This window comes from Antrihabitans stalactiti, assembly GCF_012932915.1.
Lineage (GTDB): Bacteria > Actinomycetota > Actinomycetes > Mycobacteriales > Mycobacteriaceae > Antrihabitans > Antrihabitans stalactiti.
On record NZ_VCQU01000007.1, the window covers coordinates 19951 to 40096 of the forward strand.

Sequence of the window (20146 nt, forward strand, 5' to 3'; positions counted from 1 at the left end):
CCAGCCTTGGCCGAGGGGGTCTTTCCGCAAGAAACGGCCGCGCGGGTCTCCCCTCCGGAGCCGCGCGGCCGTTCGATACGACCTCCACCTCAGGAGGGCGGATCGTCTCGCTGCATCGCCTTGACCTCGCTCGTGAAGATTCGCAACGACTGGCCCAAACCCCGTTCCGCAGCAGGGAGTCTCGTCGAACCGAAGAGAACCATGAGGACCACAATCACCAGCGCCCAGTGCCAAGGACTCATACTGCCCATTTCCCGTCTCCTTCGTTGTCAGGTTCGGTGAAGACGACGGTCGGAGTGACCTCTGGTATCGACTCACCCAATTCGCTTAATACCGGCTGCAATTCGGCGTGCAGCTGCTCGCTGATGCCGCTCGCGTAGTCGCGAGCCCGTCGCACGTACTGCAGGGTTTGTCGCACCGCACCAGGGAGGCGCTCCGGGCCGAGAACGACGAGCGCGGCGACGATGAGGAGAAACAGTTTGTCCCACCCGATGTTGTTGAACATCAGGCGACCTCGCGCCTGGACCTGAGCAACCACAACCGGTGCACGATGGACACCACAACCAAAGCAACAGTGACGATTTCGGCAATGACGCTGATAGCTGCTTTCGGTGCGGGTTCCCAGCCGATCTCGGTGAAGCCGAAGATCCCGACAGTGCGCGAGAGCGCGAAGGCCACCAATGCGCCGCCGGCAATTGCGGCCCCGGCGATTCGCAGGGTGAACGGTCCGCCGAGGAGGAGCAGCACCGCGATCGCAAACGACGCCGCAGCCTGCACGAGGAACGACGGACCGATCATGTGGATATACCGGTAGCCGCCTCGATACAGGTCGTAGTGGACGTAACCGCTGATCGCGAGGGACGCGCTGATCCCGGCGCGCAGCAACACATCTGGCCACACTCGGGGAAGGGTCTGCGTCAAAGTCATTTCAGCACCTGCTCTTTCAGGGCAAGCATTTGCTGTCCCTTCTGGTAACTGACTTCCCGGATCCCGAGCGCATCGTGCAACTTCCCGGCGGGAAGGACCAGTGGCTTGGGAACCGTGATTCCCGGCTCACCGGGCTTCGGCAACGCGTACGCGGTGGTGGTGCCGCTGTAGAACGTGATGTTGCCTTCGGTCTTCGTGAACAGTTGGTGGACATGCCCGTTGAGACACGTCACCGACGCGAAGCGCTTCAGGTAGCTCAGGGCTTGGGTGGCATCGTCTGTGCCCCAACCCCATTGCGGATACATCTCGAACAACGGGATGTGGCTGAACACGATGATCGGTGTGTCGCTGGACAGTCCCTCGACATCCTTGCGGACGAACTCGAGCTGCTCCTGCCCGAGATGGCCCAGCAGCTTCATGTTCAACGTATTGACCAGCGCGATGACATGAACGCCTGCGACGTCGAAGCTGTACCAACCGTCTCCACGAGTGCCCTTGCCGAAAGCATCCCGATACCGCTGACCGTGATCGTCGGTCGAGTCGTGTTCGCCGGGGACGGTGAAGATGTGTGGTGTATTCAGCCCTTTCATCATCTCCTTCACCTGGTCGAACTGCTCCGGCGTCGCGAGATGGGTGAGATCACCGGTGTGAATGACGAAGTCGGGTGTGTAACCGAGCGAGTTGACCTGCCCGATCGCCTCGGTGAACGTGTCTGCCACGTTGGTGTTCGCCGCGCCCTGGAAGCCGATGTGGCTGTCGCTGATCTGGGCGAATCGCAACGTCGGACGCGACGGTGCAGCGCTGCTGACCGGAGTCCCAGCGACCTGGGAGATCACCTCTCCCCCAACGATACTCAATCCAACTGCCGCACCGAACCACGCCGTGTGCCGCATCAACTGCCTGCGCGACATCGTGTGCGGGTCACGCGGGTCCGTGTGCTCGTTGTGTTCGGACTCGACGGTGCTCATGGCGTCACCACCACGGTCGCCTGCATGAACGGGTGGATCGAGCAGATGTAGTCGAACGTGCCCGCCTCGGTGAATGTGTAGGTGTAGGTGCTGCCTGCACCCATGCCCGGCGAATGGAAGGTGCCGTCGCTGCTGGCCACCGTGTGCGGTTCTTCGTCTTTGTTGGTCCAGGTCACGGTCGTGCCGACGGGCACGGTGAGTTTGGCCGGCGCGAACGCGAAATTGTCGATGTTCACTGCATTGGCCGCCGCCGGCGCTGCGGGCGCCTCGGTCGGCGCCGTCATACCTGGCATCCCAGGCATCGACATAGCCGTGGGGCTCATCCCCGGCATCCCGGGCGTCTCCGCACCGGACGCGAAAGTGAACGACGGCGACGCATCGTCAGCCTGTGATCCGGTGTCGGATCCGCATGCGCTGAACGTCAAAGCCGTAGCAGCGGCGCAGGTCACGGCAACGATCGCGTGCCGCCGATCCAGAATCTTTCTCATGGGTGCAATCTCCGATTCCGTAGTCCTCCCGTCCCACGCGGACGGTCATCAACAGATAGGGAGGGGGGTTACAAACAGACTGTGCGTGAGTTTGGCCCCCAGAGGGGCCAAACTCACGCACAGTTGTTGGGCGGGTCAGGCGGGTTCGGTTGGCGCGAAAACCTCGATGGTGCCGTCGTTTTCGCGGATCTGCAATTTCGGCAACGGCGCCGGACTGATCGGCAGCTGGTGGGTGAGCACCTCGCCCGCAGTGGAGAAGGAGGTCGAATGGCACGGGCAGCGCAATTTGTCGGCTGGAGCGTCCAGCCACAACTTGCAGCCCTGATGCGTGCAGACCCCCGACACCGCGGTCGGTTGCCCGTCGACTCGACGCACGAATCCGCTGATCGTGCCGACGTTGAAGGCAACGGTCGCTCCGTTCGGAACGTCCGCACTAGCGGCTATCGCGCGCCACGCTCCGGTGGTCGGTTCCAGCGTTCCCTGCGAGAGGACGGGCGTCTGCTTGTCGGCCGCATTTCCGCGGACGATCGTGTTGTCGACAACCGCGCCGACTGCGGCCGCGGCAGCTGCGACCGATCCGCCGATGAGGACCGTCCGGCGCGTCGTCGAAGGTCCTGTCTTCCGCGCATCGTCGGGGGAAGGATCATCGATCTCGGCAGCGAGACGCTGCTGGAGGTCGGTGAGAAACGATTCGCTCGGCGTGTCCGCGCCGAGGCGTCCCGCGCGTAACGTGATCGCGGCGCGCATCTCCTCGGCCTCGGCCTCATCGGGACGGAACGACCGTGCCCGCCGTCCAGCCAGCAGATCTTCGACGTATCGCCGTACTTCCCTTCGGGTCACTTCGCACCTCCTTCAGGCAACTGTGCCGCCATCTGCAACGCCCGGTGTTGCAATACTTTCGCATTCGCGACGCTGACTCCCAGGTCACTTGCGGAATCGTTCACCGAAAGTCCATGCAGAAACCGTAGCTCCAGAATGCGTCGGTATCGGTCAGGAAGCCGATTCAGCAGCGTGTGCGCTCGACTCACCGCCGTCGTGTTCGCCACCGATTCTTCAGCAACTTCGGCTGGGACGTCGTCATCGATGGTCGTGATCTCGCGGCCCATCCGGGTGCGCCAGTAGCCGGCCAGCACGGTCCGTGCGGTCGCGCGCAAATATGCGCGAACCTCCCCCACGCTCGCCGACACTCGCAATGGTCGTAGCGCTGCCATGAATACCTCGGTGGTCAGGTCCTCCGCGTCCGGGCGGTTACCGACCTTCGAGAACATCAGTCCGTACACCCAGCCGACGTTGTCTCGATACAGTGCGTCCCAGTCGGGGTAGGTGTCATCGGACACCAGCCGCAACTCCCGCCGCACTTTCGGATCTCGACCATCGCCGCTGTGCCGGGGCCCGGATTCCGGCCGTCCCGTCATTGACTCTTGCCTTCCGACTCTGCCGCCGACGCATCGCCACGCCTATCAGTAGATAGGGAAGGTGGTTACACGGTCAGCAGATTTCGAAGAAAGCGTCCGGTTCCAGCCGCGCGAAACCGACGAAATGGACGAATGGAACGGCGCGTGGCGACTACGCCGTTCCCGCCCACGACGGGTCTTCACCGGCGCGCAGGTCCAGGACTTCGCAGCCCGTCGCCGTGACGGCGACGATGTGTTCCCAGTACGCGGCCGGTGCGTGGTCCGCGGTGACCAAACTGGATACATCGTTGGTCAGAAACTTCAGCTCGCCGGTCCCTGTGGTCAGGTAGATCTCGATGCTGAACGTCATGCCTTCTTCGACCACACGTCCCTCGTTCAGCCCACCCACCTTCCATGGGATGAACCAACCGTCGTTGTGCTCGCGTCCGATGCTGTGTCCCACCGCGGGGAACGTATGGATGATTTTGTAGCCGTGGTTCTCAGCGAAAGTTGTTGCAGCGTGACCCAGTTCGTTCAGCGAGACGCCCGGCCGCACGAGCCCGATCACGTGCCACATCACTTGAAGACTCGCCGCATAAAGGCCGGTGATCTCTGGTGAGGCGTCGTTTCCGACGATCCACCGCCTGGCCGTATCGCACGACCAGCCGTCCTTGCGTGCGCTGATGTCCATGCCGAACAGATCGCCCGTCCGGAGTGCTCGCTCGTCGGCGGGTGCGTTTGCGACGACGTCGTTGAGCGCATAACTGGCAGAGATGTTGTCCGCGTGCGCCATTCCGGTGCCCGACGCTTTCACGGCAAGTCGCACGATCTCTGCGCCGTGTTTGCCGACGATCAGGTCGCGGGTCAGCTTGTCGATCTCGCGGATCGTGATGCCCGGCACGATGTGCGGGGTGATCTCGTCGAGAACGGTCGCACCGATCGCTCCAGCAGCCTTCATCTTGGCGATGTCGTCCGCCGATTTGATCGTCATCTGCTGCCAACGCTCGCCCTCGAACAACTTCTGTATGTTCGCCGTCGCCTCGTCGCTCATGTAGGGAATTCCCCAGCGACTTATGGTCGGGTCACCCATTTCAGCTCCACTCTCCCGCCGGATTGGTTCAATTGTGAACTGTTCCCGGTTGTGAGGGGCCGAATTTTCTGTTGATCATGGAGAAAAGGTCCGAAAGCCCGTGCGATTTGGGTAATTATCTCCATGATCAACGGGGTGGGGTGGGTCGTCGTGTGGCCCAGGGAACAATCCGGCGCTATTGCGTGTTGTAGAAAATGCCGCTACCGTTAGCGGCGTATCGATCTTGTGGATGTAGGTAGACCTCGTCCCTCCCACAAAAATCAGCTTCTCAGTAGCGCCCCGATCGATTCCGCATACCGGCGACTCATCTGCCCGTCGGAGACTCTCGGCGATCTGCCGAACCTACACACTCACTCCCGTAGGAGAAAACCATGCAAGACAACACAATTCACCCAGAAGACAACCCACCACAGAAGACCGTGACCGGGATCGTCGACATTACCAACGACCATGCGTCGGTGCACGTCGACGGCTACCTCGCTGGTCGGCGTGACGCTCACGTTCCCCCACGGCTGATCCGCGAGTACGGACTGCGCCGCGGCGATACCGTGACCGGCGCAGTCGGTCCGAAGCGCGAAGGCGCCAAGTTCGCCCCGCTGGTTCGGATCGACACCATCAACGGTCTGCCGCCCGGACAGGCGAAATCGCGACCGCACTTCGCCGATTTGGTCCCTCTCTATCCGCAAGAACGGCTGCGGCTGGAGACCGAGTCGCACGAAATGACCACGCGCATCACAGATCTGGTGATGCCGATCGGCAAAGGCCAGCGCGCACTCGTCGTGGCACCACCCAAGGCCGGCAAAACGTCTGTGCTGCAATCCATTGCGCACGGTATCGCGAAGAACCATCCCGAGTGCCAGTTGATGCTGGTGCTCGTCGGCGAACGCCCGGAAGAAGTCACCGACTTGTCCCGTTCGGTGCCTGCCGAGATTGCCGCGTCGACCTTCGACGAGCCAGCCCGCGACCACATCGCTCTCGCCGAATTGGCGATCGAACATGCCAAACGCCTCGTCGAAATGGGCCGCGACGTCGTCGTTCTGCTCGACTCACTGACCCGACTGGCCCGCGCCTACAACCTTGCCGCCGCCGGTTCCGGTCGCATCCTCTCGGGCGGCGTCGACGCCGGTGCGCTGGCACCACCGAAGAAGTTCCTCGGCGCCGCGCGCAATATCGAGAACGGCGGCTCGCTCACGATTATCGCCACAGCCCTCGTCGAGACTGGATCGCTCGCCGACACAGTCATTTTCGAGGAATACAAGGGCACCGGCAACGCTGAGTTGAAGCTCGACCGGCACCTCGCCGACCGCCGACTGTTCCCCGCGATCGACATCGACCGCTCCAGCACGCGCAAAGAAGAACTGCTGCTCTCGGCGAACGAACTCGGTGCAACACGCTCGCTGCGAAGCACACTCGCAGGACGCGACCCGCAACAAGCGCTCGAACTGTTGCTGACCGGCTTGAAGCAGACCGAAACGAACGGCGAATTCCTTACTCAGATCCGCGCATCAGCCCGCTAAGGCATTAGGCGGCGCCGAGAGGCGAGTCTTCGACGGTCTGCTCCTCTACTGGCCCGACTGCATCACTCCGACATCATGATGGCGAGCGCTGCGCCGGCGACGAGGAGGAATTGGTGGTCCACGCGGCTACGCCAGTTCGACTTCGTCGAACGCTGCGGTCAAGGTGTGTCGTCGGACCGACAACACCCCACCCTCGCGGTGGACGAGCCCCTCGTCGACGTCGACCCGCAATGTGGCTCGGCGCGAATCGACTTCCCGCACGACCCCGCACACACCCCAGAAGGGTCCGGCTGGGAAGTAGACGACGTCACCGGGCGCATACTCGATAATCCCCACCGAGCCACTGTAATCAAGGCGTAGTGATTCCGAGCGCGAGTTGGAGCTGCCGTGCCCACCAGCTCACCTGAGCACTCGAATCGTCCGCCGCGGCGCCGGTCATGCCCGCGCTGCGGCGGAAGGCGGTTCCGTAAAGGGATTCCGTTGCCATCGCTTGGTGGAGTGCTGCGACCGCGAGACGAGTGTCGTCGATCGAGCTGCCGTGAGGTCGCAGCCCATGGAGCGCGTCGACGACCGGATTCAGCATGCCTTTGCCTGGGTCGCGCCAGCCCGCCGCATGCATTGCAACCGCCAGTTCGCCGTAGCCGCCGCGGCGATATGTGCCTTCGAGCGATTCGACGAGCTCGAGCAGATCGGCATCTCGGTCCAGCCATGCACCGACGACGTCCTCGAGCGCGGTGCGCAGTCGCCGTCCCCCGTGCCGCAGCAGTTCGGCGAGCAGTTGCTCGCGATTGCCGAAGTGGTGGGTGACGCCGGCGTCGGTCATCCCGACGGCAGCCGCCACCTGACGCACTTGCACGGCGGCCACCCCACCCTTGGCGAGCAATTCTGCTGCTGCGTCCAGGATCATCCGGCGTGCCTCGTCGGGAGGCCTACGTGTTCTGGATCCCACGACTGCACTATACCTTGACTGGTCCAGGTAGGGTCTCTTACCTTGGTACTTCAAGGTAAAGGGGACGGCCATGGCGACAGTCGAATACGCGGTGCGGGATGCGACCCTTCGGGCCACGGTGACCGGCGCGGGGCCGACGGTCCTGTTGCTGCACGCAGGCGGCGAGCAGCGAGGCGTGTGGGCGCCCGTGACAGCGCGGATGGCCGGATTGCGGACCGTGGCGGTCGACCTACGCGGCCACGGGGACAGTTCAGGGGAGGCAACCACGCTTCAGGCTGTCTCCGACGACGTCGCCGACATCGTGGAGCGTGAACCCGAGCCGATCGTCATGGTGGGAGCGTCGCTCGGCGGTCTCGCCGCCATGGCGGCGCTCGCGAAACCGGCTGTTGCGCAACGTGTTGCCGGTCTGATTCTCGTGGACGTCGTTCCGGATCCAGATCCGGTCCGGGCACGCGCTTGGCTTGGCGCGCAAGGACTTCTCGATCAATCCCCCGAAATCGTCAACGACATTCTCGCCGGGAAAGCCGGATTACTCGAGACGGTCGCGGCGCTGGAAATGCCGATCCTGCTGGTCCGTGCAGGACCTCAGTCGCCAGTCGATGACACGGACGCGGACCGGCTGTGCGCAGCCAACCGACAAGTCACCGTCGTCCAAGTTCCGGAAGCCGGTCACCTTGTGGCGCGCGATGCACCGGCAGCGCTAGCACGCATTGTGTCTGCGCACACGACCCAATGGCTCGCAACGGACGACGTCGTTCGCGAGGCATTCGACTTGCAGCGGACCCTCGGCGCCGAGCAACTCGCGCACCCTGGCGGAACTTTGCTCGCTCACGTCGGTCGGGTGTACGACCTCACCGTCGAATGGATTGCCGCGCCGCGGACGCGTCTCGCCGCGATCTGTCATGCGACCTACGGCACCGACGGGTTCCAGCATGAACTGACCAACGACCGGCAACGCCTCCAGCACGTCATCGGGTCCGATGCCGAGGCGCTCGTCTACCTCTATGGCTCGTGCGACCGAACCTCGTCCTATGCAGATTTGGGCGGGCCGCAGTTGCTAGTTGTCGACCGATTCACCGGCACCGCGAGCCCAATTCACGGCGCCCAACTGCGCGACTTCGCCGTCCTGACAATCGCCAACGAACTCGACGTCGCCCGGCACGCGCGCCTGTCGGAATCGGTGCTCGACGGGATCCGCAGGCTCATCACCGCTTTGGCGAACTACGCGCCCAAGGAGGCGGCCCTCGCGCTTGCCGACGAATCCCTCACTCCCCCAATCTAAGGCACCCCCTCGTGAGTCTTTTCGGAGTCCCTGGACTCCGAAAAGACTCACGACCACTAGCATGGGAAAGTGGCCGATTCTGTCCGCTACGGCGAGGACTCCCAACAGGTCGCGGATGTGTGGCTGCCCGACACTGCTCCCCTCGCGGTGATTCTGTTGCTACACGGCGGTTTTTGGCGCCCGATGTACGACCGTCAACCCCTGGCCCCGTTGGCCGAAGAGCTCGCTGTGAACGGCTTCGTAGTTGGGAATGTGGAGTATCGCCGGACCGGCGACGCAGGTACCTTCGATGACGTCGCGCGTGCAGTGGACGAGCTTCCCGCCACGCTCGGCACGCCAGGGCTACCTGTGCTGGTCGCCGGCCACTCGGCGGGAGGCCATCTCGCGCTGTGGGTTTCGGCGCGGCACAGACTCCCGACCGGCTCACGGTGGCATCGCAACACCCCCGCCGTCGACGGTGTCCTTTCGATTGCCGGGGTGTGCAGCATCGCGACAGCCCTGTCGGACAAGCTCGGAAACTCCGCTGCGAAACAGCTCCTGGGCGGTAAGTATGAGACGTCGATCGATCCAGGCGCCATCGGTGCGACCGGTGTCGCCACGGCACTGATCCACGGCGAGCGAGACAATCTCGTCCCCTTGTCCTACAGCGTCACGCACCGCGACCTGCTCGACGCGGGCGGCACCCCCACGCGGCTGTTCGAGCTACCTGGCGTTGGACATTTCGAACCGATCGATCCCGCGAGTTCGGCCTGGCCGGCAATGACCGCCGCACTCGAGTGGCTACTGCGTCAGACCCATTCCGAACTGCTCTCGTAGGTCCCGTATGTCGGCGGCCCGATTACGTCGAACACCAGAATGGTCAGCCCGCCGGGAGTGCTGTCGTTGCGCTCGAGACGCAGCCCAGCCGGCGGTCCGCCAGTCTCGAAAAGTCTTCTGCCGCTGCCGACCACGACGGGCGCGATAACCAACCGCAGTTGGTCGATCAGTCCGGCAGCCAGTAGCGATTGACCGAGGCGAGCGCTGCCGTGGATCTGCAGTTCCCTACCCGGGCGCCGTTTCAGCTCCTCGACGTGTGCGACCACGTCGCCCGACAGAATCGTTGTCGGTGCCCAGTCGGCATGTTGCAGGGTTTGGGAGGCAACGTATTTGGGGAGGCTGTTCATCAGCTCGGTGAAAGGGTCGTCCGGGTCGGTGATCTGCGGCCAGTCCCGCGCGAAGCTGTCATAGGTGCGACGCCCCAGCAGAAGTGCATCGGCTTCGCGCAGCCACGCCGCGGTCTGCTTGATGAATGCTTCGTCGATGTGCGGGACGAGCCAGCCGCCGTTGGCGAAGCCATCGGACGTGTCCTCGTCCGGCGATCCAGGTCCCTGCGAGACCCCGTCCAGCGACAAGAACTGCATCAGAACGGTTTTCATGATTCCTCCTCGACCAGCTCGGCCAATTGCCTTGTGACGGTCCCCCACCCGTCGTGGAATCCCAACTCCTCGTGCCGGTTTCGGTCCGCGTTGTTGCGGTGCAGCACGGTGGCGACGTACTCGGTTCCGAGCGGGTGGTCAGCCATGGTGATGACCGCCGTCATGAACGGGTCGTCCGCGGGGCGCCAGCCGCCGACCAGCGAATTGGTGAAGACGATCCGTTCGACCTCGTCTATCGCAAGGAAGCAGCCGTTGATGTGTGGCATGAATTCGCCGCCGTCTTCGCTGATCTGGGTACGGAACGCGCCTCCCGGCCGCAGGTCCATGTCGACCACTTTGCAGCGCGCAGGCGCGGGAACCCACCACTGTTCGAAGCGCGCGGGGTCGGTCCATGCCTTCCAGATCGCGGCGCGCGGCGCGCGGATGATTCGCGAAATCGTCAGATCCAGATCGCGATTCATCGTCGGCCTTCTTCCTCGTTGATGACGAACTGCTCCAGCCGGTCGGTACGGCGCTCCCAGATGTCGCGTTGCTCGGACAGCCACGCCTCGACCACGTCGAACGACGTCCGCTCGATGACGCAGGTCCGTACGCGGCCGGTCTTCTCAGTCCGGATCCACCCGCTGTCCTCGAGCTGATGGATGTGTTTCATGAACGACGGCAATGCCATATCGAACGGCTTCGCCAGCTCACTGATACTCGCGGGCCCCTGCCCCAACCGGCCCAGCACGGACCGGCGAGTCGGGTCCGCAAGAGCTTGGAACACCCCATTCAGATCCTGTGAATACTGAGCCATAAGGCAAAGTATCAGCGGTTGGACACTTAGCGCAAGAGCTAAGTGTCATCTCATTCTCGCGGCTGTGCGAGCATGACCCGATGTTCCGCACAATCACCGTGGTGCTGTGCCTCGTGGCGGCTGGGTGCTCTTCGACAACTCCCGACGAAACCCCAACCGCCTTCTGCGCCGAGGTCGGGGGCACCTGGGACAACGACGCGTGCAAGCTGACGGGGACGAATGCGAAGCACATCACAGTGGACGTGAGTGCCGAATATCCGACGGACCTCGTTGACGAACCAGCGCTGCAAGACTTCCTGCGCAAGTTCTTCGCGACATACGGCCACCCGGACGACCAGGTGGCGCAGAACGGTCACGCCTCGCTGACGTACAAGACGTACACCCACGGCGGCCACGTCAAATCCATTGTGTTCAGCAATGATTGGTACCTCGGCGGCGCGCATCCGAACGACGAGATCGTGACGTACAGCTTCGACGACAAGAAGGCGATCACCCTGACCGATCTCCTCTGCCCTGGAAACGACGCACTTACCGCGCTGCCGCCGATAGTGCGTCCGTTCATCCGGCAGGCGATCGGCGAAGACGGCGACATCAGTCGCTACGAGCCGGGCGGTGACTACGCCGAGAACTACAAGGCGTGGTACCTCGACGGCGACGACCTCGTTCTTGTCATGCCGGCCAGCCGTTTCGGACCTGTCCACTCGGGGATGTGGCAGCCCCGAATTCCGTTGTCCGCGTTACGACCGATCCTTCGCGAGACCGGCTGCTAGACGAGCGCTCGCAGTTCGGCGGCTGTTCGGGCAATGCAATCGGCAAGGCTTCCCGGGTCGCCGACCGTCCCGACCCATTGCGTGAACGCGACCTGGAAGACGGTTACAGCACTCTGAGCGGCGAGGCTCGCGACCGGCTCGTGCGTGCCACGCTCGCGCAAAGCCGTCGCTGCCATCGCCGCCATTTTGGTGAGTTTGTGCAGCTCGCGTTCCTGCAGACCAGGATTGGCAGCGATGATCGCAGCGCGGCGCACTGCGTGGTCGTGCCGACCCTCGAGCAAGCCGGCGGCTGCGTTCATGCCGACCAAGGCGGCCTCGAGGACATCGCCGCAGGCGCGTACTGACCGGTCAGACTTAGCTCACGATTATGGGAAGCAGCGAGGCTATTTGACCGCGCGTGCGGTCAAATAGCGGTCGCCGAAGGCCGAGACGAGGCGGCCGGTCTGCTCGACGATCGCCTGACCGTCGCATTCGATGACCCCCGCCTGCCATGCGCTGAGTAGTTCGACGAAGCCGCCGACCGCGACGACGGCGTCCATGCGCAATGCCAGTTGGTCGGTCTCAGCCCGCAGGTGCGGCTGCGCGGCGGCGACGACAAGGCCGGTGGTCAGCTGCAGCGCCGTGGACCGGCACTGTTCGAGAGCCGGACTGCCGCCGTGGTGCATGAAGAGAATGCGCGCCGCGCCGGGGTCGTCGGTGATTCGCGCAACGATGACTTCGGCTGCCGCCGTAGCAATCTCGTGCGGTGAGCGGCCGAGGTTCTGCGCGAAGGCGACAGTCAGCGCGGACAGCATTTCATCTCGCACGTGTTCCCATACGGCGACGAGCAACTGGTCGAGGTCTCCGAACTCCGCGTAGAAGTACCGGTCGTTGAGCGCTGCCTTCGAGCAGACACCACGCATCGTCACCGCGGCCCAGCCGTCGCGTCGCCAGATGTCCATCGCGGCGTCGATCAACCGTTTGCGGCGCTCGGCGCGGCGTTCCGCAGTGGTTCGACCGCGCCAGGTTCCGACCTCTCGTGCCTGTCGCACTTCTACATATTGACAAACGTCGGCGGGCAATTACAAACTGGTGTCACGTGCCACCAATAGGAGGACAACGATGTCCCTAGCACTGAGCAGCGCTCCGCCGACCACTTCGGGCCGGACCCGCACTCTTGTCGCGACGTACGAAGCATTGACCATCGGTCTCGATTACGAAGACGGCATGATCGGCCGGATGAAGGGCATCGACGTCCTTCGATTCCGTGCCGGGACAAGACGATTCGTCGCATTCACCAAACCCGAGTACGTCGACCACGTGCTGCACTCCGGTCGCCTGAAGTACCACAAGTCGTTCGAATACGAGATCCTGCGGGCAATCCTCGGCGTCAGCCTGTTCACCGACGAAGACGAATCGTGGCAGCGCCACCGGACGATGCTCGGACCGATGTTCGCCAAACGCCACCTCGACGGTCTGATCGAGCTGATGATCGAGCCGATCGAAGCCGCCCGCACCGCGATCGGCGCGCAGGACGGGCGCATAGAGGTGGATATGGTCGGCGAGATGGTCGAACTGACGCTCAACGTCGTCGGCAACGCCCTGTTCGGACAGCAGTTCGCCAAAATCGCGACCAGCATGTCCGGGCTCGTGACCTACGGACTTCGCTTCGCCGAACACCTCGAGCGGTTGTTCATCGTGTTCGCGCCGCCGAAGCGCGCCTGGCGCGGCCTCTCCTCGGTCGCGTTCACACCGGTCCCGCTGCCACCACCGTTCCGCCGAATCCAGCGGATCGTCCGCATCCTCGACAAAGCGGTATGGAACGTCATCGACGAGCGTCGCGCGCATCCGACCGACAGCCCGGACCTCCTCAACCACCTACTGAACGCAGCAGACGAAACCGGACAACTGCCGGTCAGACGGGTTCGCGACGAGGCTCTGACCTTCATGCTCGCGGGCCACGAAACAACCGCCAATGCGCTGTCCTGGATGTGGTACTTGTTGGCGCTCAACCCGATTGCGCGGGAGCGCCTGCTCGACGAGGTCGATACGGTCTTGCAGGGTCGGACGCCGACAGTCGACGATTTGCCTCGATTGCGGTGGACAGCAGCGTGTTTCCACGAGGCGATGCGGTACTTCTCCCCCGCCTGGGCGATTCCGCGGGTCGCGATCGAAGACGACGTCGTCGACGGCCACCACATCCGCAAGGGCACCACGGTCATCATTCCGGTCCACCACATCCACCACGACGCGCGCTGGTGGCCGAATCCCGACGAGTTCGATCCCTCGCGATTCCTGCCCGGGGCGTCGAAAGACCGGCCCCGTTCCGCTTACCTGCCGTTCGGTGGCGGCAAGCGGATGTGCATCGGATCCAGCTTCGCCACAATGGAATCGGTGCTGATCACCGCGATGCTGAGCCAGCAATTCGTGTTCGACCTGGCACCCGGCCATCCGGTCGAACCGGAAGCGACGCTGACGCTGCGTCCCCGCTACGGTCTGAAGATGATCGCTCGGCGACGGGTGACGGCATGACACGCATCGACCCGAAAGGTGCTGTCGTCGTTGTGACCGGCGCGGGCAGCGGAATTGGTGCCGCTGTCGCAAAGCGCTACGCATCGATGGGCGCAAAGGTGGCAGCCGTCGATATCGACGGCAAGACCGAGTACCAGTGCGACGTGAGCGACTCCGCTGCCGTTGCGGAGTTGGCAGGCAAGATCGGCCCGGTCGACATTCTGGTCAACAACGCGGGCGTCGGCGTCGGCGGCTCATTTCTCGACACGTCGCTCGACGACTGGACGTGGCTACGGTCGGTCAACATCGACGGAGTCGTCAACTGCTGCCACATCTTCGGCGCCGGGATGGTCGAGCGCGGCCGAGGCCACGTCGTGAACATCGCCTCGGGTGCGGGCTACCTACCGAACCGGCGAATGGCGACCTACTGCGCGTCGAAAGCTGCCGTGATCATGCTCTCGCGTTGCCTGCGTGCCGACTGGGCGTCGCACGGCGTCGGTGTCAGTGCGATCTGCCCTGGTGTGATCAACACAGGAATCCACACGCGGTCCCGGTTGCGTGGCAGCACAATTGCCGAGCAAGACTGGATCGCCAAGGCATTCGGTTTCGGCCATTCTCCGGACACGGTCGCGAAGTCGGTCGTCTCTGCGGTGGCTCGCAACCGAGGGCTCGTCTCGTCGGGAATCGAAGTACAGCTCGCGTATCCAGTGTCCCGAGTGCTGCCGGGACCACTTCAGGATCTGGTGGCCCGCCTGTGAAGACTCATCACGAAATTATCGTCATCGGTGCCGGCTTTTCCGGAATCGGCGTCGCGATCAAGCTGCGCGAGCGCGGGTTCGACGATTTCATCGTCGTCGACGAGGCGACAGGGCCTGGTGGAACGTGGCACTGGAACACCTATCCCGGTATCGCCGTAGACATTCCGTCGTTCAGCTACCAGTACTCGTTCGAGAAGCGACCGACCTGGTCGCGTACGTACGCCAAAGGCGCCGAGCTCAAGTCGTACGCCGAGTATTGCGTCGACAAGTACGAATTGCGCCCGCACATACGGTTCGGTGTGTCGATCGTCGCGGCTGACTACGACGATGACCGCACGCTGTGGCGACTGACCACAGAATCCGGCGACGTGTTGACCGCCCGTTTCGTGATCAACGCCGCCGGCGTGCTCACCAGGCCCAAACTGCCCGACATCGACGGCATCGACACCTTCGCAGGCGTCAAAATGCACACGTCGCGTTGGAACCACTCGATCGACCTGCGCGGCAAGAAGGTTGGCATCATCGGCACGGGCGCCTCGGCAGTCCAGGTGATCCCGGAGATCGCGCCACAGGTCGCGCACTTGACCGTCTTCCAGCGCACTCCGATCTGGTGCATGCCCAAGCTGGACGTGCCGATTGCAACGCCAGCGAAAGTGTTGCTGAAGCGGCTTCCCGGTGGTCAGCAGCTCGCGCGCCTGGCCAGCCAGGCGTTCGTCGAGGTGACCTTCCCGATCGCCGCGCATTACAACGGCATCGTGCCCGCGGGTAAAGCCGGTGAGCGGATCGGCCGGGCATTCCTTCGCAAGCAGGTCCGCGACCCAGCCCTCCGCGACAAGCTCACCCCGCGCTACGGGCTCGGCTGCAAGCGCCCGAGCTTCCACAACAGCTACCTCGCGACGTTCAATCGTCCCGATGTGACCCTGGAGACCGGCTCGATCACGCATGTCGACGCGGGGGCAGTGCACACGGTGAACGGCACCCACGACCTCGACGTCCTTATCCTCGCGACTGGCTTCAAGGTCGCCGATCCAGGCAACATGCCGACCTACCAATTGCACGGGCGCGGTGGCCTCGAGCTCGAACAGTGGTGGGACGCGAACCGGCTGCAGGCATACGAAGGCGTCAGCGTGCCCGAATTCCCGAACCATTTCTCGATTTTCGGGCCCTACGGATACAACGGCTCCTCGTACTTCGCACTGATCGAGGCGCAGGCGCACCACATCATGCGGCTGCTCGAGGAGGCACGGTCGTCGCACACCAACCTCGTCGAGGTCACGCGCTCCGCGAACGAGCGATTCTTTGCCGAGATGCTGGCACGGCGTAAGTACCAGATCTTCTGGCAAGACAGCTGCGCAAGCGCGAACAGTTACTACTTCGACCGCCACGGCGACGTGCCCCTTCGTCCCACCACGACGGTTGAATCTATCTGGCGCAGTAGGCATTTCGATCTGAAGGATTATCGATTCGAGCGCGTGTAGCGGCTGGCTCACAGGTCCGGTTGTGAATCCGTGAGCGAGGAAGGATGATGGCACCACCTTTTTCGGTCAGGTTTCACAGTGAGGCGTCCGCTCATGCACAAACTCGTAGCCGCTGGTGTGCTGTCACTGGCGTTGTTCGGCGCCGGGTGCTCGTCGTCCGACGGTTCCGGAACAACAACCACCACGACGACGCCCACGACGTCGACGACCAGCGCAACCACGACGCCTTCGAGTTCGGCGGCAACATCACCCGCTGCGAAGCCGCAGACACCCGCTCCCGCCCCGGCTCCGGCACCGGCCCCTGTGCCGGGCAAGCCGACGCCTGTCGCGCCGACCCCGCCGCCCGGCGATAACACCGATCACATCAACGGACCGAGCGAGACCCCGCCGCCCGGCGACAACACCGACCACATCAACGGACCAACCGACACCCAACCTCCCGGCGACAACACCGATCACATCAATGGGCCGACCCCGCCGCCTGGCGATAACACCGACCACATCAACGGACCGCAGGGTTAAGTGCGCAGCGACGCGTCCAGGCTCCGTATCAACTCGCCTACCCGGCCGCCACCACCGGGAGCGTTCGGGTAGCGAGTAAGCACCGCAACCACAATCGGGCCTGCAAGGCCTTGTGCCGTCTCGACGAAGTCGGATCCACCATCCAGTTCGATGGCTCGAGCGGCATGCGCCGCCGAACCGAGAATGTGCAGTACTTGAGTCGCCTTTGCGAGCGGATGCAAATATGCCGCACCACCGGCGTGGCCAGCGGCCCGCGCAGCGTGAGCTGCCGGTTCGCTCACCGCCTCGCGAGCCGCGCGGTGCGCATCGAATGCGGCCATGCGTAACGCCTTCGTTCGGTTGCCGCCGTCGACGAATTTGCGCGCCTCATCGAGGACGGCTCGTGCGCGTGCGTCGTCTGCGCAGTCGCGTTCGAAGATCGGTAAAGCCGCTTCAGCGCAGGCCACCGCATACCGTGTGACCTCGCGGAGTTCGTCTGTGGTGAGCGCGACGGTCAACGCGGGCGGGCCTCGGGCGGATATGTCGCGGTAAGGATATCGCCGAGCTTCGCGAACAGTGGCGTGAAACGACCAGTCCCCCATGGCAGTTCAGGTTCATTGGCGATCGCCTGTCCGATGATTCCACTGACGAAAATCGATACGAGATAGAGCGCTTCGTCGGTATCGGCGCCCGGTCCAAGCTCGTTGGCGGCGGCGGCGTCGGCCAGCGCTCGGCGTTGCAGGTCGACCATCGCGTGGCTTGCCGCCATCGATTCGGCACTCGGAACGAAGTTGGGAACCGGTCGCCAGAACAGCAACTGGGCGAGATGTGCGTTCGACAGTCCCCAACGGCAGGATGCTTCGAGGCCGGCCCGTAGCGCGGCGAGTCCGGGCTCCGCGCCGGCCATCGCACTTCGGAGAGCTTCCAGATTGGCGTCCTGACCACGTCGGAAAAGCGCGTCGTACACCGCCATCAACGAGCCGAAATACTTGTACAGCGACGGCGGCTGCACACCGAGGCGCCGCGCAACCTCGGCGAGACTCAGCCCGTTGACGCCGTCTTCGGCCATCACCTGCTCGGCGATATCGAGAATCTCTTCGATCGTCGCTTGCCTTCGTTTGGCGCGCCGATCGAGAACGGGGGCCCCATCGACTGGCTCAGAACTCATTCTCGAATAGTAGCCTAAGTTTCTATTGACAGCTATAGCTAATGGTCGTAACTTTTCTTACAGACGTTAGCTGCATCAGCGAAGAGGAGAACCCCATGCCCACAGTGAGCCAGCGCTTCTGGTTGACCACCGATCGAGTCGACACCGTCATCGACGCCAGCGCGGAGTCGCTGTACGCGATGGTGTCCGACCTTCCGCGGATCGGCGAGTGGAGTCCCGAATGCGAAGGGGTCACCTGGGAAGGCGAGGTCAGCACGCCTGTTGTGGGAACGACCTTCATGGGGCAGAACGCCGTCGGTCCAGGACGACGGATCCGGTACAAGCGGCACGGGCGAGTGCTTGTGGCAGATGCGGGCCGGGAGTTCGAATTCATCACCGACGAGGGCGGGCGTGAATCCACTGTCTGGCGCTATCAATTCCAACCCGAGGGGTCGGGCACGCGCGTGACGGAGTCCTACGAGGTTCGCTGGATTCCCGTCTGGGCGAGGATTATCGACGTCCCCACCAACCGCCACAAAGAGCTGCTCGAGAACATGCGCACGACGCTGGCACGCCTCAAGGTCTGTGCCGAAGCGCAACACAACGCCACGAATCGCTAGCTCGGAATTCCCCTCCCCTTCAACATATATCGCACTGGGGGGCTTGCGGCAAGGCCCCTGTAGTGCTGCAGAATCTGCGGGCGATGCCAGGACCTGCAGATATGGGGGAATTCATGATCGACGTGATCGTTGCCGGCGGCGGACCTACCGGCTTGATGCTTGCCGGTGAGCTACGGCTCCAAGGCGTGAACGTGCTCGTCTTGGAGAAGGACGCCGAGCCGACGAAGATCGTTCGCTCACTCGGAATGCACGCACGAACCATCGAGATCATGGACCAGCGGGGTCTGTTGGACCGCTTTCTCGAGCTCGGCACGAAGCACCCGCTCCGCGGTTTCTTTGCTGGCATCAACAGGCCGCAGCCCGAGGGCCTCGACACCTCGCATCGATACGTTCTCAGCATTCCGCAGCCCACCACCGACCGATTGCTGGCCGAGCACGCAGTCGAGATCGGCGTCGAGATCCGGCGTGGCAGTGAGCTGGTCGGGCTGACGCAGGACGACGACAGCGTGACCGTCGAACTCGCGGACGACACTCGACTGCAGACGCGTTTCCTCGTCGGCTGCGACGGCGGTCGCAGCACGGTGCGTAAGGCACTCGGAGTCCACTTCCCCGGCGAGCCCACCAGGGTCGACACATTGCTAGGTGAGGTCGAGCTGACTGCGTCGCTGGAGACCGTAATGGCGGTGAACGCGGAGGTCCGCAAGACGCAGGTCCGGGCGGGCGCAATGCCGCTCGGCGACGGGGTCTACCGGGTCGTGGCTCCAGCGGCCGGTGTGGCCGAGGACCGTGCGGTCCCGCCGACGCTGGAAGAACTGAAACAGCAGCTGATCGCGACGGCAGGCACCGACTTCGGCGCTCACTCACCGCGCTGGTTGTCACGCTTCGGCGACGCGACTCGGCAGGCTGAGCGCTACCGGGTCGGCAGGGTGTTTCTCGCAGGCGACGCGGCTCACATCCATCCACCGATGGGCGGACAGGGGCTCAACCTCGGGATCCAGGACTCGTTCAACCTGGGCTGGAAGCTCGCCGCCACGCTGGGAGGGTGGGCACCTGACGGACTGCTCGACACCTACGAGGCGGAGCGGCACCCTGTGGCTGCCTCCGTGCTCGACAACACTCGCGCGCAGATGACACTGGTCTCCCTCGATCCAGGAGCGCAAGCGGTCCGTCGGCTGTTGACGGAATTGATGGAGTTCGACGACGTGAACCGGTATCTGATCGAGAAGATCATTGCCGTCGGGATTCGGTACGACTTCGGTAGCACGGACGATCTGGTCGGCCGTCGGCTGCGGGACGTCCCGCTCGAGCACAGCCGTCTTTTCGAGCTGATGCACCGTGGTCGCGGGCTGTTGCTCGACCAGACCGGTCAACTGTCGGTGGCGGGGTGGGCAGATCGGGTCGACCACGTCGTCGATGTCAGCGAGGAACTCGATTTTCCCGCCGCGCTGCTGCGGCCGGACGGTCACGTGGCGTGGGTCGGCGAGGACCAGGAGGAGCTGACGCGCACGCTCCCGCGGTGGTTCGGGGCTGCCATGCACTGACCGAGCCGAGCCGAA

Annotated in this window: 26 protein-coding genes and 1 pseudogene; 10 read left to right on the top strand and 17 right to left on the bottom strand. The window is 63.7% G+C overall.

Translation table 11 applies throughout. From position 1 onward, the window contains the following. Positions 1-101 precede the first annotated feature (101 nt). The 8 genes and pseudogenes from tatA to FGL95_RS19465 all read right to left on the bottom strand — a co-directional run. Positions 102-251: pseudogene (gene tatA, locus FGL95_RS19430) on the bottom strand (Sec-independent protein translocase subunit TatA); the annotation flags it as partial. Further along, on the bottom strand, positions 239-505 hold the full coding sequence (tatB, locus tag FGL95_RS19435) for a Sec-independent protein translocase protein TatB (protein ID WP_169589901.1): 267 nt from the start codon (positions 503-505) through the stop codon (positions 239-241). The pseudogene tatA and the gene tatB, both read right to left, overlap by 13 nt. Next, a complete protein-coding gene (locus FGL95_RS19440) occupies positions 505-927 on the bottom strand; it encodes a hypothetical protein (protein ID WP_169589903.1) in 423 nt (140 codons plus the stop codon). Before FGL95_RS19440 ends, tatB begins: the two co-directional genes overlap by 1 nt. Next, positions 924-1895 (bottom strand): metallophosphoesterase family protein, encoded by a 972-nt coding sequence (locus FGL95_RS19445; RefSeq protein ID WP_240963168.1) that lies wholly within the window; start codon positions 1893-1895, stop codon positions 924-926. Before FGL95_RS19445 ends, FGL95_RS19440 begins: the two co-directional genes overlap by 4 nt. Then, complete coding sequence (locus FGL95_RS19450) at positions 1892-2383, bottom strand: cupredoxin domain-containing protein (RefSeq protein ID WP_169589904.1); 492 nt, start codon at positions 2381-2383, stop codon at positions 1892-1894. Before FGL95_RS19450 ends, FGL95_RS19445 begins: the two co-directional genes overlap by 4 nt. A gap of 135 nt (positions 2384-2518) precedes the next feature. Beyond that, positions 2519-3223: a Rieske 2Fe-2S domain-containing protein gene (locus FGL95_RS19455; RefSeq protein WP_169589906.1), complete on the bottom strand. Its 705-nt coding sequence runs from the start codon at positions 3221-3223 to the stop codon at positions 2519-2521. Next, the gene (locus FGL95_RS19460; protein ID WP_169589908.1) at positions 3220-3798 is read right to left on the bottom strand and encodes an RNA polymerase sigma factor; all 579 of its coding nucleotides are present in this window, start codon (positions 3796-3798) and stop codon (positions 3220-3222) included. The genes FGL95_RS19455 and FGL95_RS19460 overlap by 4 nt, the downstream gene beginning before the upstream one ends. A 151-nt stretch (positions 3799-3949) precedes the next feature. Continuing rightward, positions 3950-4867 carry a type I methionyl aminopeptidase gene (locus FGL95_RS19465; protein WP_169589909.1) on the bottom strand — a complete coding sequence of 306 codons (918 nt, stop codon included), beginning with the start codon at positions 4865-4867 and terminating at the stop codon, positions 3950-3952. A gap of 371 nt (positions 4868-5238) precedes the next feature. On the opposite strand from FGL95_RS19465, the gene FGL95_RS19470 reads away from it, so the two are divergent. Continuing rightward, positions 5239-6384, top strand: coding sequence for a transcription termination factor Rho, short form (locus FGL95_RS19470; protein WP_169589911.1), 1146 nt, complete (start codon positions 5239-5241; stop codon positions 6382-6384). A gap of 126 nt (positions 6385-6510) precedes the next feature. On the opposite strand, the gene FGL95_RS19475 is transcribed toward FGL95_RS19470, so the two are convergent. Together FGL95_RS19475 and FGL95_RS19480 are read right to left on the bottom strand one after the other, a co-directional pair. Continuing rightward, positions 6511-6720, bottom strand: coding sequence for a KOW domain-containing RNA-binding protein (locus tag FGL95_RS19475; RefSeq protein ID WP_169589912.1), 210 nt, complete (start codon positions 6718-6720; stop codon positions 6511-6513). Between the two features lie 13 nt (positions 6721-6733). Beyond that, positions 6734-7333, bottom strand: coding sequence for a TetR family transcriptional regulator (locus FGL95_RS19480; protein ID WP_206072119.1), 600 nt, complete (start codon positions 7331-7333; stop codon positions 6734-6736). A gap of 70 nt (positions 7334-7403) precedes the next feature. Here FGL95_RS19480 and FGL95_RS19485 point away from each other — a divergent pair, with 70 nt between their 5' ends. Together FGL95_RS19485 and FGL95_RS19490 are read left to right on the top strand one after the other, a co-directional pair. After that, the gene (locus FGL95_RS19485; protein ID WP_169589916.1) at positions 7404-8615 is read left to right on the top strand and encodes an alpha/beta fold hydrolase; all 1212 of its coding nucleotides are present in this window, start codon (positions 7404-7406) and stop codon (positions 8613-8615) included. A 69-nt stretch (positions 8616-8684) separates the two neighbouring features. Then, complete coding sequence (locus tag FGL95_RS19490) at positions 8685-9431, top strand: prolyl oligopeptidase family serine peptidase (protein WP_169589918.1); 747 nt, start codon at positions 8685-8687, stop codon at positions 9429-9431. Here the strand turns inward: FGL95_RS19490 and FGL95_RS19495 are convergent. Genes FGL95_RS19495 through FGL95_RS19505 form a run of 3 tightly spaced genes read right to left on the bottom strand, consistent with a single transcriptional unit; the run spans position 9404 to position 10826 of the window. Then, positions 9404-10030 (bottom strand): dihydrofolate reductase family protein, encoded by a 627-nt coding sequence (locus FGL95_RS19495; protein ID WP_169589919.1) that lies wholly within the window; start codon positions 10028-10030, stop codon positions 9404-9406. The genes FGL95_RS19490 and FGL95_RS19495 overlap by 28 nt on opposite strands. Beyond that, on the bottom strand, positions 10027-10491 hold the full coding sequence (locus FGL95_RS19500; protein WP_169589921.1) for an SRPBCC family protein: 465 nt from the start codon (positions 10489-10491) through the stop codon (positions 10027-10029). Before FGL95_RS19500 ends, FGL95_RS19495 begins: the two co-directional genes overlap by 4 nt. Then, entirely contained in the window at positions 10488-10826 is a 339-nt protein-coding gene (locus FGL95_RS19505) for an ArsR/SmtB family transcription factor (RefSeq protein WP_169589923.1), read from the bottom strand. Before FGL95_RS19505 ends, FGL95_RS19500 begins: the two co-directional genes overlap by 4 nt. Before the next feature lie 80 nt (positions 10827-10906). Here FGL95_RS19505 and FGL95_RS19510 point away from each other — a divergent pair, with 80 nt between their 5' ends. Further along, positions 10907-11596, top strand: coding sequence for a DUF3298 domain-containing protein (locus FGL95_RS19510; protein ID WP_169589925.1), 690 nt, complete (start codon positions 10907-10909; stop codon positions 11594-11596). Here FGL95_RS19510 and FGL95_RS19515 read toward each other — a convergent pair. Then, positions 11593-11895, bottom strand: coding sequence for a hypothetical protein (locus FGL95_RS19515; RefSeq protein ID WP_169589927.1), 303 nt, complete (start codon positions 11893-11895; stop codon positions 11593-11595). The genes FGL95_RS19510 and FGL95_RS19515 overlap by 4 nt on opposite strands. An 84-nt stretch (positions 11896-11979) precedes the next feature. Further along, the gene (locus FGL95_RS19520; protein WP_338079933.1) at positions 11980-12627 is read right to left on the bottom strand and encodes a TetR/AcrR family transcriptional regulator; all 648 of its coding nucleotides are present in this window, start codon (positions 12625-12627) and stop codon (positions 11980-11982) included. Positions 12628-12697: 70 nt separating this feature from the next. Here FGL95_RS19520 and FGL95_RS19525 point away from each other — a divergent pair, with 70 nt between their 5' ends. The 4 genes from FGL95_RS19525 to FGL95_RS19540 all read left to right on the top strand — a co-directional run bounded on the left by FGL95_RS19525 (position 12698) and on the right by FGL95_RS19540 (position 16844). Beyond that, entirely contained in the window at positions 12698-14107 is a 1410-nt protein-coding gene (locus FGL95_RS19525; RefSeq protein WP_169589928.1) for a cytochrome P450, read from the top strand. Beyond that, positions 14104-14844, top strand: coding sequence for an SDR family NAD(P)-dependent oxidoreductase (locus tag FGL95_RS32435; RefSeq protein WP_169589930.1), 741 nt, complete (start codon positions 14104-14106; stop codon positions 14842-14844). The genes FGL95_RS19525 and FGL95_RS32435 overlap by 4 nt, the downstream gene beginning before the upstream one ends. Next, positions 14841-16322: an NAD(P)-binding domain-containing protein gene (locus tag FGL95_RS19535; protein ID WP_169589931.1), complete on the top strand. Its 1482-nt coding sequence runs from the start codon at positions 14841-14843 to the stop codon at positions 16320-16322. The genes FGL95_RS32435 and FGL95_RS19535 overlap by 4 nt, the downstream gene beginning before the upstream one ends. Before the next feature lie 93 nt (positions 16323-16415). Next, entirely contained in the window at positions 16416-16844 is a 429-nt protein-coding gene (locus FGL95_RS19540) for a hypothetical protein (protein WP_169589933.1), read from the top strand. On the opposite strand, the gene FGL95_RS19545 is transcribed toward FGL95_RS19540, so the two are convergent. After that, positions 16841-17341 carry a putative immunity protein gene (locus tag FGL95_RS19545; RefSeq protein ID WP_206072120.1) on the bottom strand — a complete coding sequence of 167 codons (501 nt, stop codon included), beginning with the start codon at positions 17339-17341 and terminating at the stop codon, positions 16841-16843. The genes FGL95_RS19540 and FGL95_RS19545 overlap by 4 nt on opposite strands. Beyond that, complete coding sequence (locus FGL95_RS19550) at positions 17338-17991, bottom strand: TetR/AcrR family transcriptional regulator (RefSeq protein ID WP_169589935.1); 654 nt, start codon at positions 17989-17991, stop codon at positions 17338-17340. Before FGL95_RS19550 ends, FGL95_RS19545 begins: the two co-directional genes overlap by 4 nt. Before the next feature lie 95 nt (positions 17992-18086). On the opposite strand from FGL95_RS19550, the gene FGL95_RS19555 reads away from it, so the two are divergent. Then, positions 18087-18590: an SRPBCC family protein gene (locus FGL95_RS19555; RefSeq protein WP_169589936.1), complete on the top strand. Its 504-nt coding sequence runs from the start codon at positions 18087-18089 to the stop codon at positions 18588-18590. Between the two features lie 113 nt (positions 18591-18703). Beyond that, positions 18704-20131 (top strand): rifampin monooxygenase, encoded by a 1428-nt coding sequence (gene rox, locus FGL95_RS19560; protein ID WP_169590533.1) that lies wholly within the window; start codon positions 18704-18706, stop codon positions 20129-20131. Positions 20132-20146 lie beyond the last annotated feature (15 nt).

Excerpts from the sequence above, each read along its gene's own strand:
- tatB (WP_169589901.1), bottom strand. The coding sequence starts at position 505 with ATGTTCAACAACATCGGGTGGGACAAACTGTTTCTCCTCATCGTCGCC.
- FGL95_RS19440 (WP_169589903.1), bottom strand. The coding sequence starts at position 927 with ATGACTTTGACGCAGACCCTTCCCCGAGTGTGGCCAGATGTGTTGCTG.
- FGL95_RS19445 (WP_240963168.1), bottom strand. The coding sequence starts at position 1,895 with ATGAGCACCGTCGAGTCCGAACACAACGAGCACACGGACCCGCGTGAC.
- FGL95_RS19450 (WP_169589904.1), bottom strand. The coding sequence starts at position 2,383 with ATGAGAAAGATTCTGGATCGGCGGCACGCGATCGTTGCCGTGACCTGC.
- FGL95_RS19460 (WP_169589908.1), bottom strand. The coding sequence starts at position 3,798 with ATGACGGGACGGCCGGAATCCGGGCCCCGGCACAGCGGCGATGGTCGA.
- FGL95_RS19465 (WP_169589909.1), bottom strand. The coding sequence starts at position 4,867 with ATGGGTGACCCGACCATAAGTCGCTGGGGAATTCCCTACATGAGCGAC.
- FGL95_RS19470 (WP_169589911.1), top strand. The coding sequence starts at position 5,239 with ATGCAAGACAACACAATTCACCCAGAAGACAACCCACCACAGAAGACC.
- FGL95_RS19485 (WP_169589916.1), top strand. The coding sequence starts at position 7,404 with ATGGCGACAGTCGAATACGCGGTGCGGGATGCGACCCTTCGGGCCACG.
- FGL95_RS19495 (WP_169589919.1), bottom strand. The coding sequence starts at position 10,030 with ATGAAAACCGTTCTGATGCAGTTCTTGTCGCTGGACGGGGTCTCGCAG.
- FGL95_RS19500 (WP_169589921.1), bottom strand. The coding sequence starts at position 10,491 with ATGAATCGCGATCTGGATCTGACGATTTCGCGAATCATCCGCGCGCCG.
- FGL95_RS19505 (WP_169589923.1), bottom strand. The coding sequence starts at position 10,826 with ATGGCTCAGTATTCACAGGATCTGAATGGGGTGTTCCAAGCTCTTGCG.
- FGL95_RS19510 (WP_169589925.1), top strand. The coding sequence starts at position 10,907 with ATGTTCCGCACAATCACCGTGGTGCTGTGCCTCGTGGCGGCTGGGTGC.
- FGL95_RS19515 (WP_169589927.1), bottom strand. The coding sequence starts at position 11,895 with ATGAACGCAGCCGCCGGCTTGCTCGAGGGTCGGCACGACCACGCAGTG.
- FGL95_RS19525 (WP_169589928.1), top strand. The coding sequence starts at position 12,698 with ATGTCCCTAGCACTGAGCAGCGCTCCGCCGACCACTTCGGGCCGGACC.
- FGL95_RS32435 (WP_169589930.1), top strand. The coding sequence starts at position 14,104 with ATGACACGCATCGACCCGAAAGGTGCTGTCGTCGTTGTGACCGGCGCG.
- FGL95_RS19540 (WP_169589933.1), top strand. The coding sequence starts at position 16,416 with ATGCACAAACTCGTAGCCGCTGGTGTGCTGTCACTGGCGTTGTTCGGC.
- FGL95_RS19550 (WP_169589935.1), bottom strand. The coding sequence starts at position 17,991 with ATGAGTTCTGAGCCAGTCGATGGGGCCCCCGTTCTCGATCGGCGCGCC.
- FGL95_RS19555 (WP_169589936.1), top strand. The coding sequence starts at position 18,087 with ATGCCCACAGTGAGCCAGCGCTTCTGGTTGACCACCGATCGAGTCGAC.
- rox (WP_169590533.1), top strand. The coding sequence starts at position 18,704 with ATGATCGACGTGATCGTTGCCGGCGGCGGACCTACCGGCTTGATGCTT.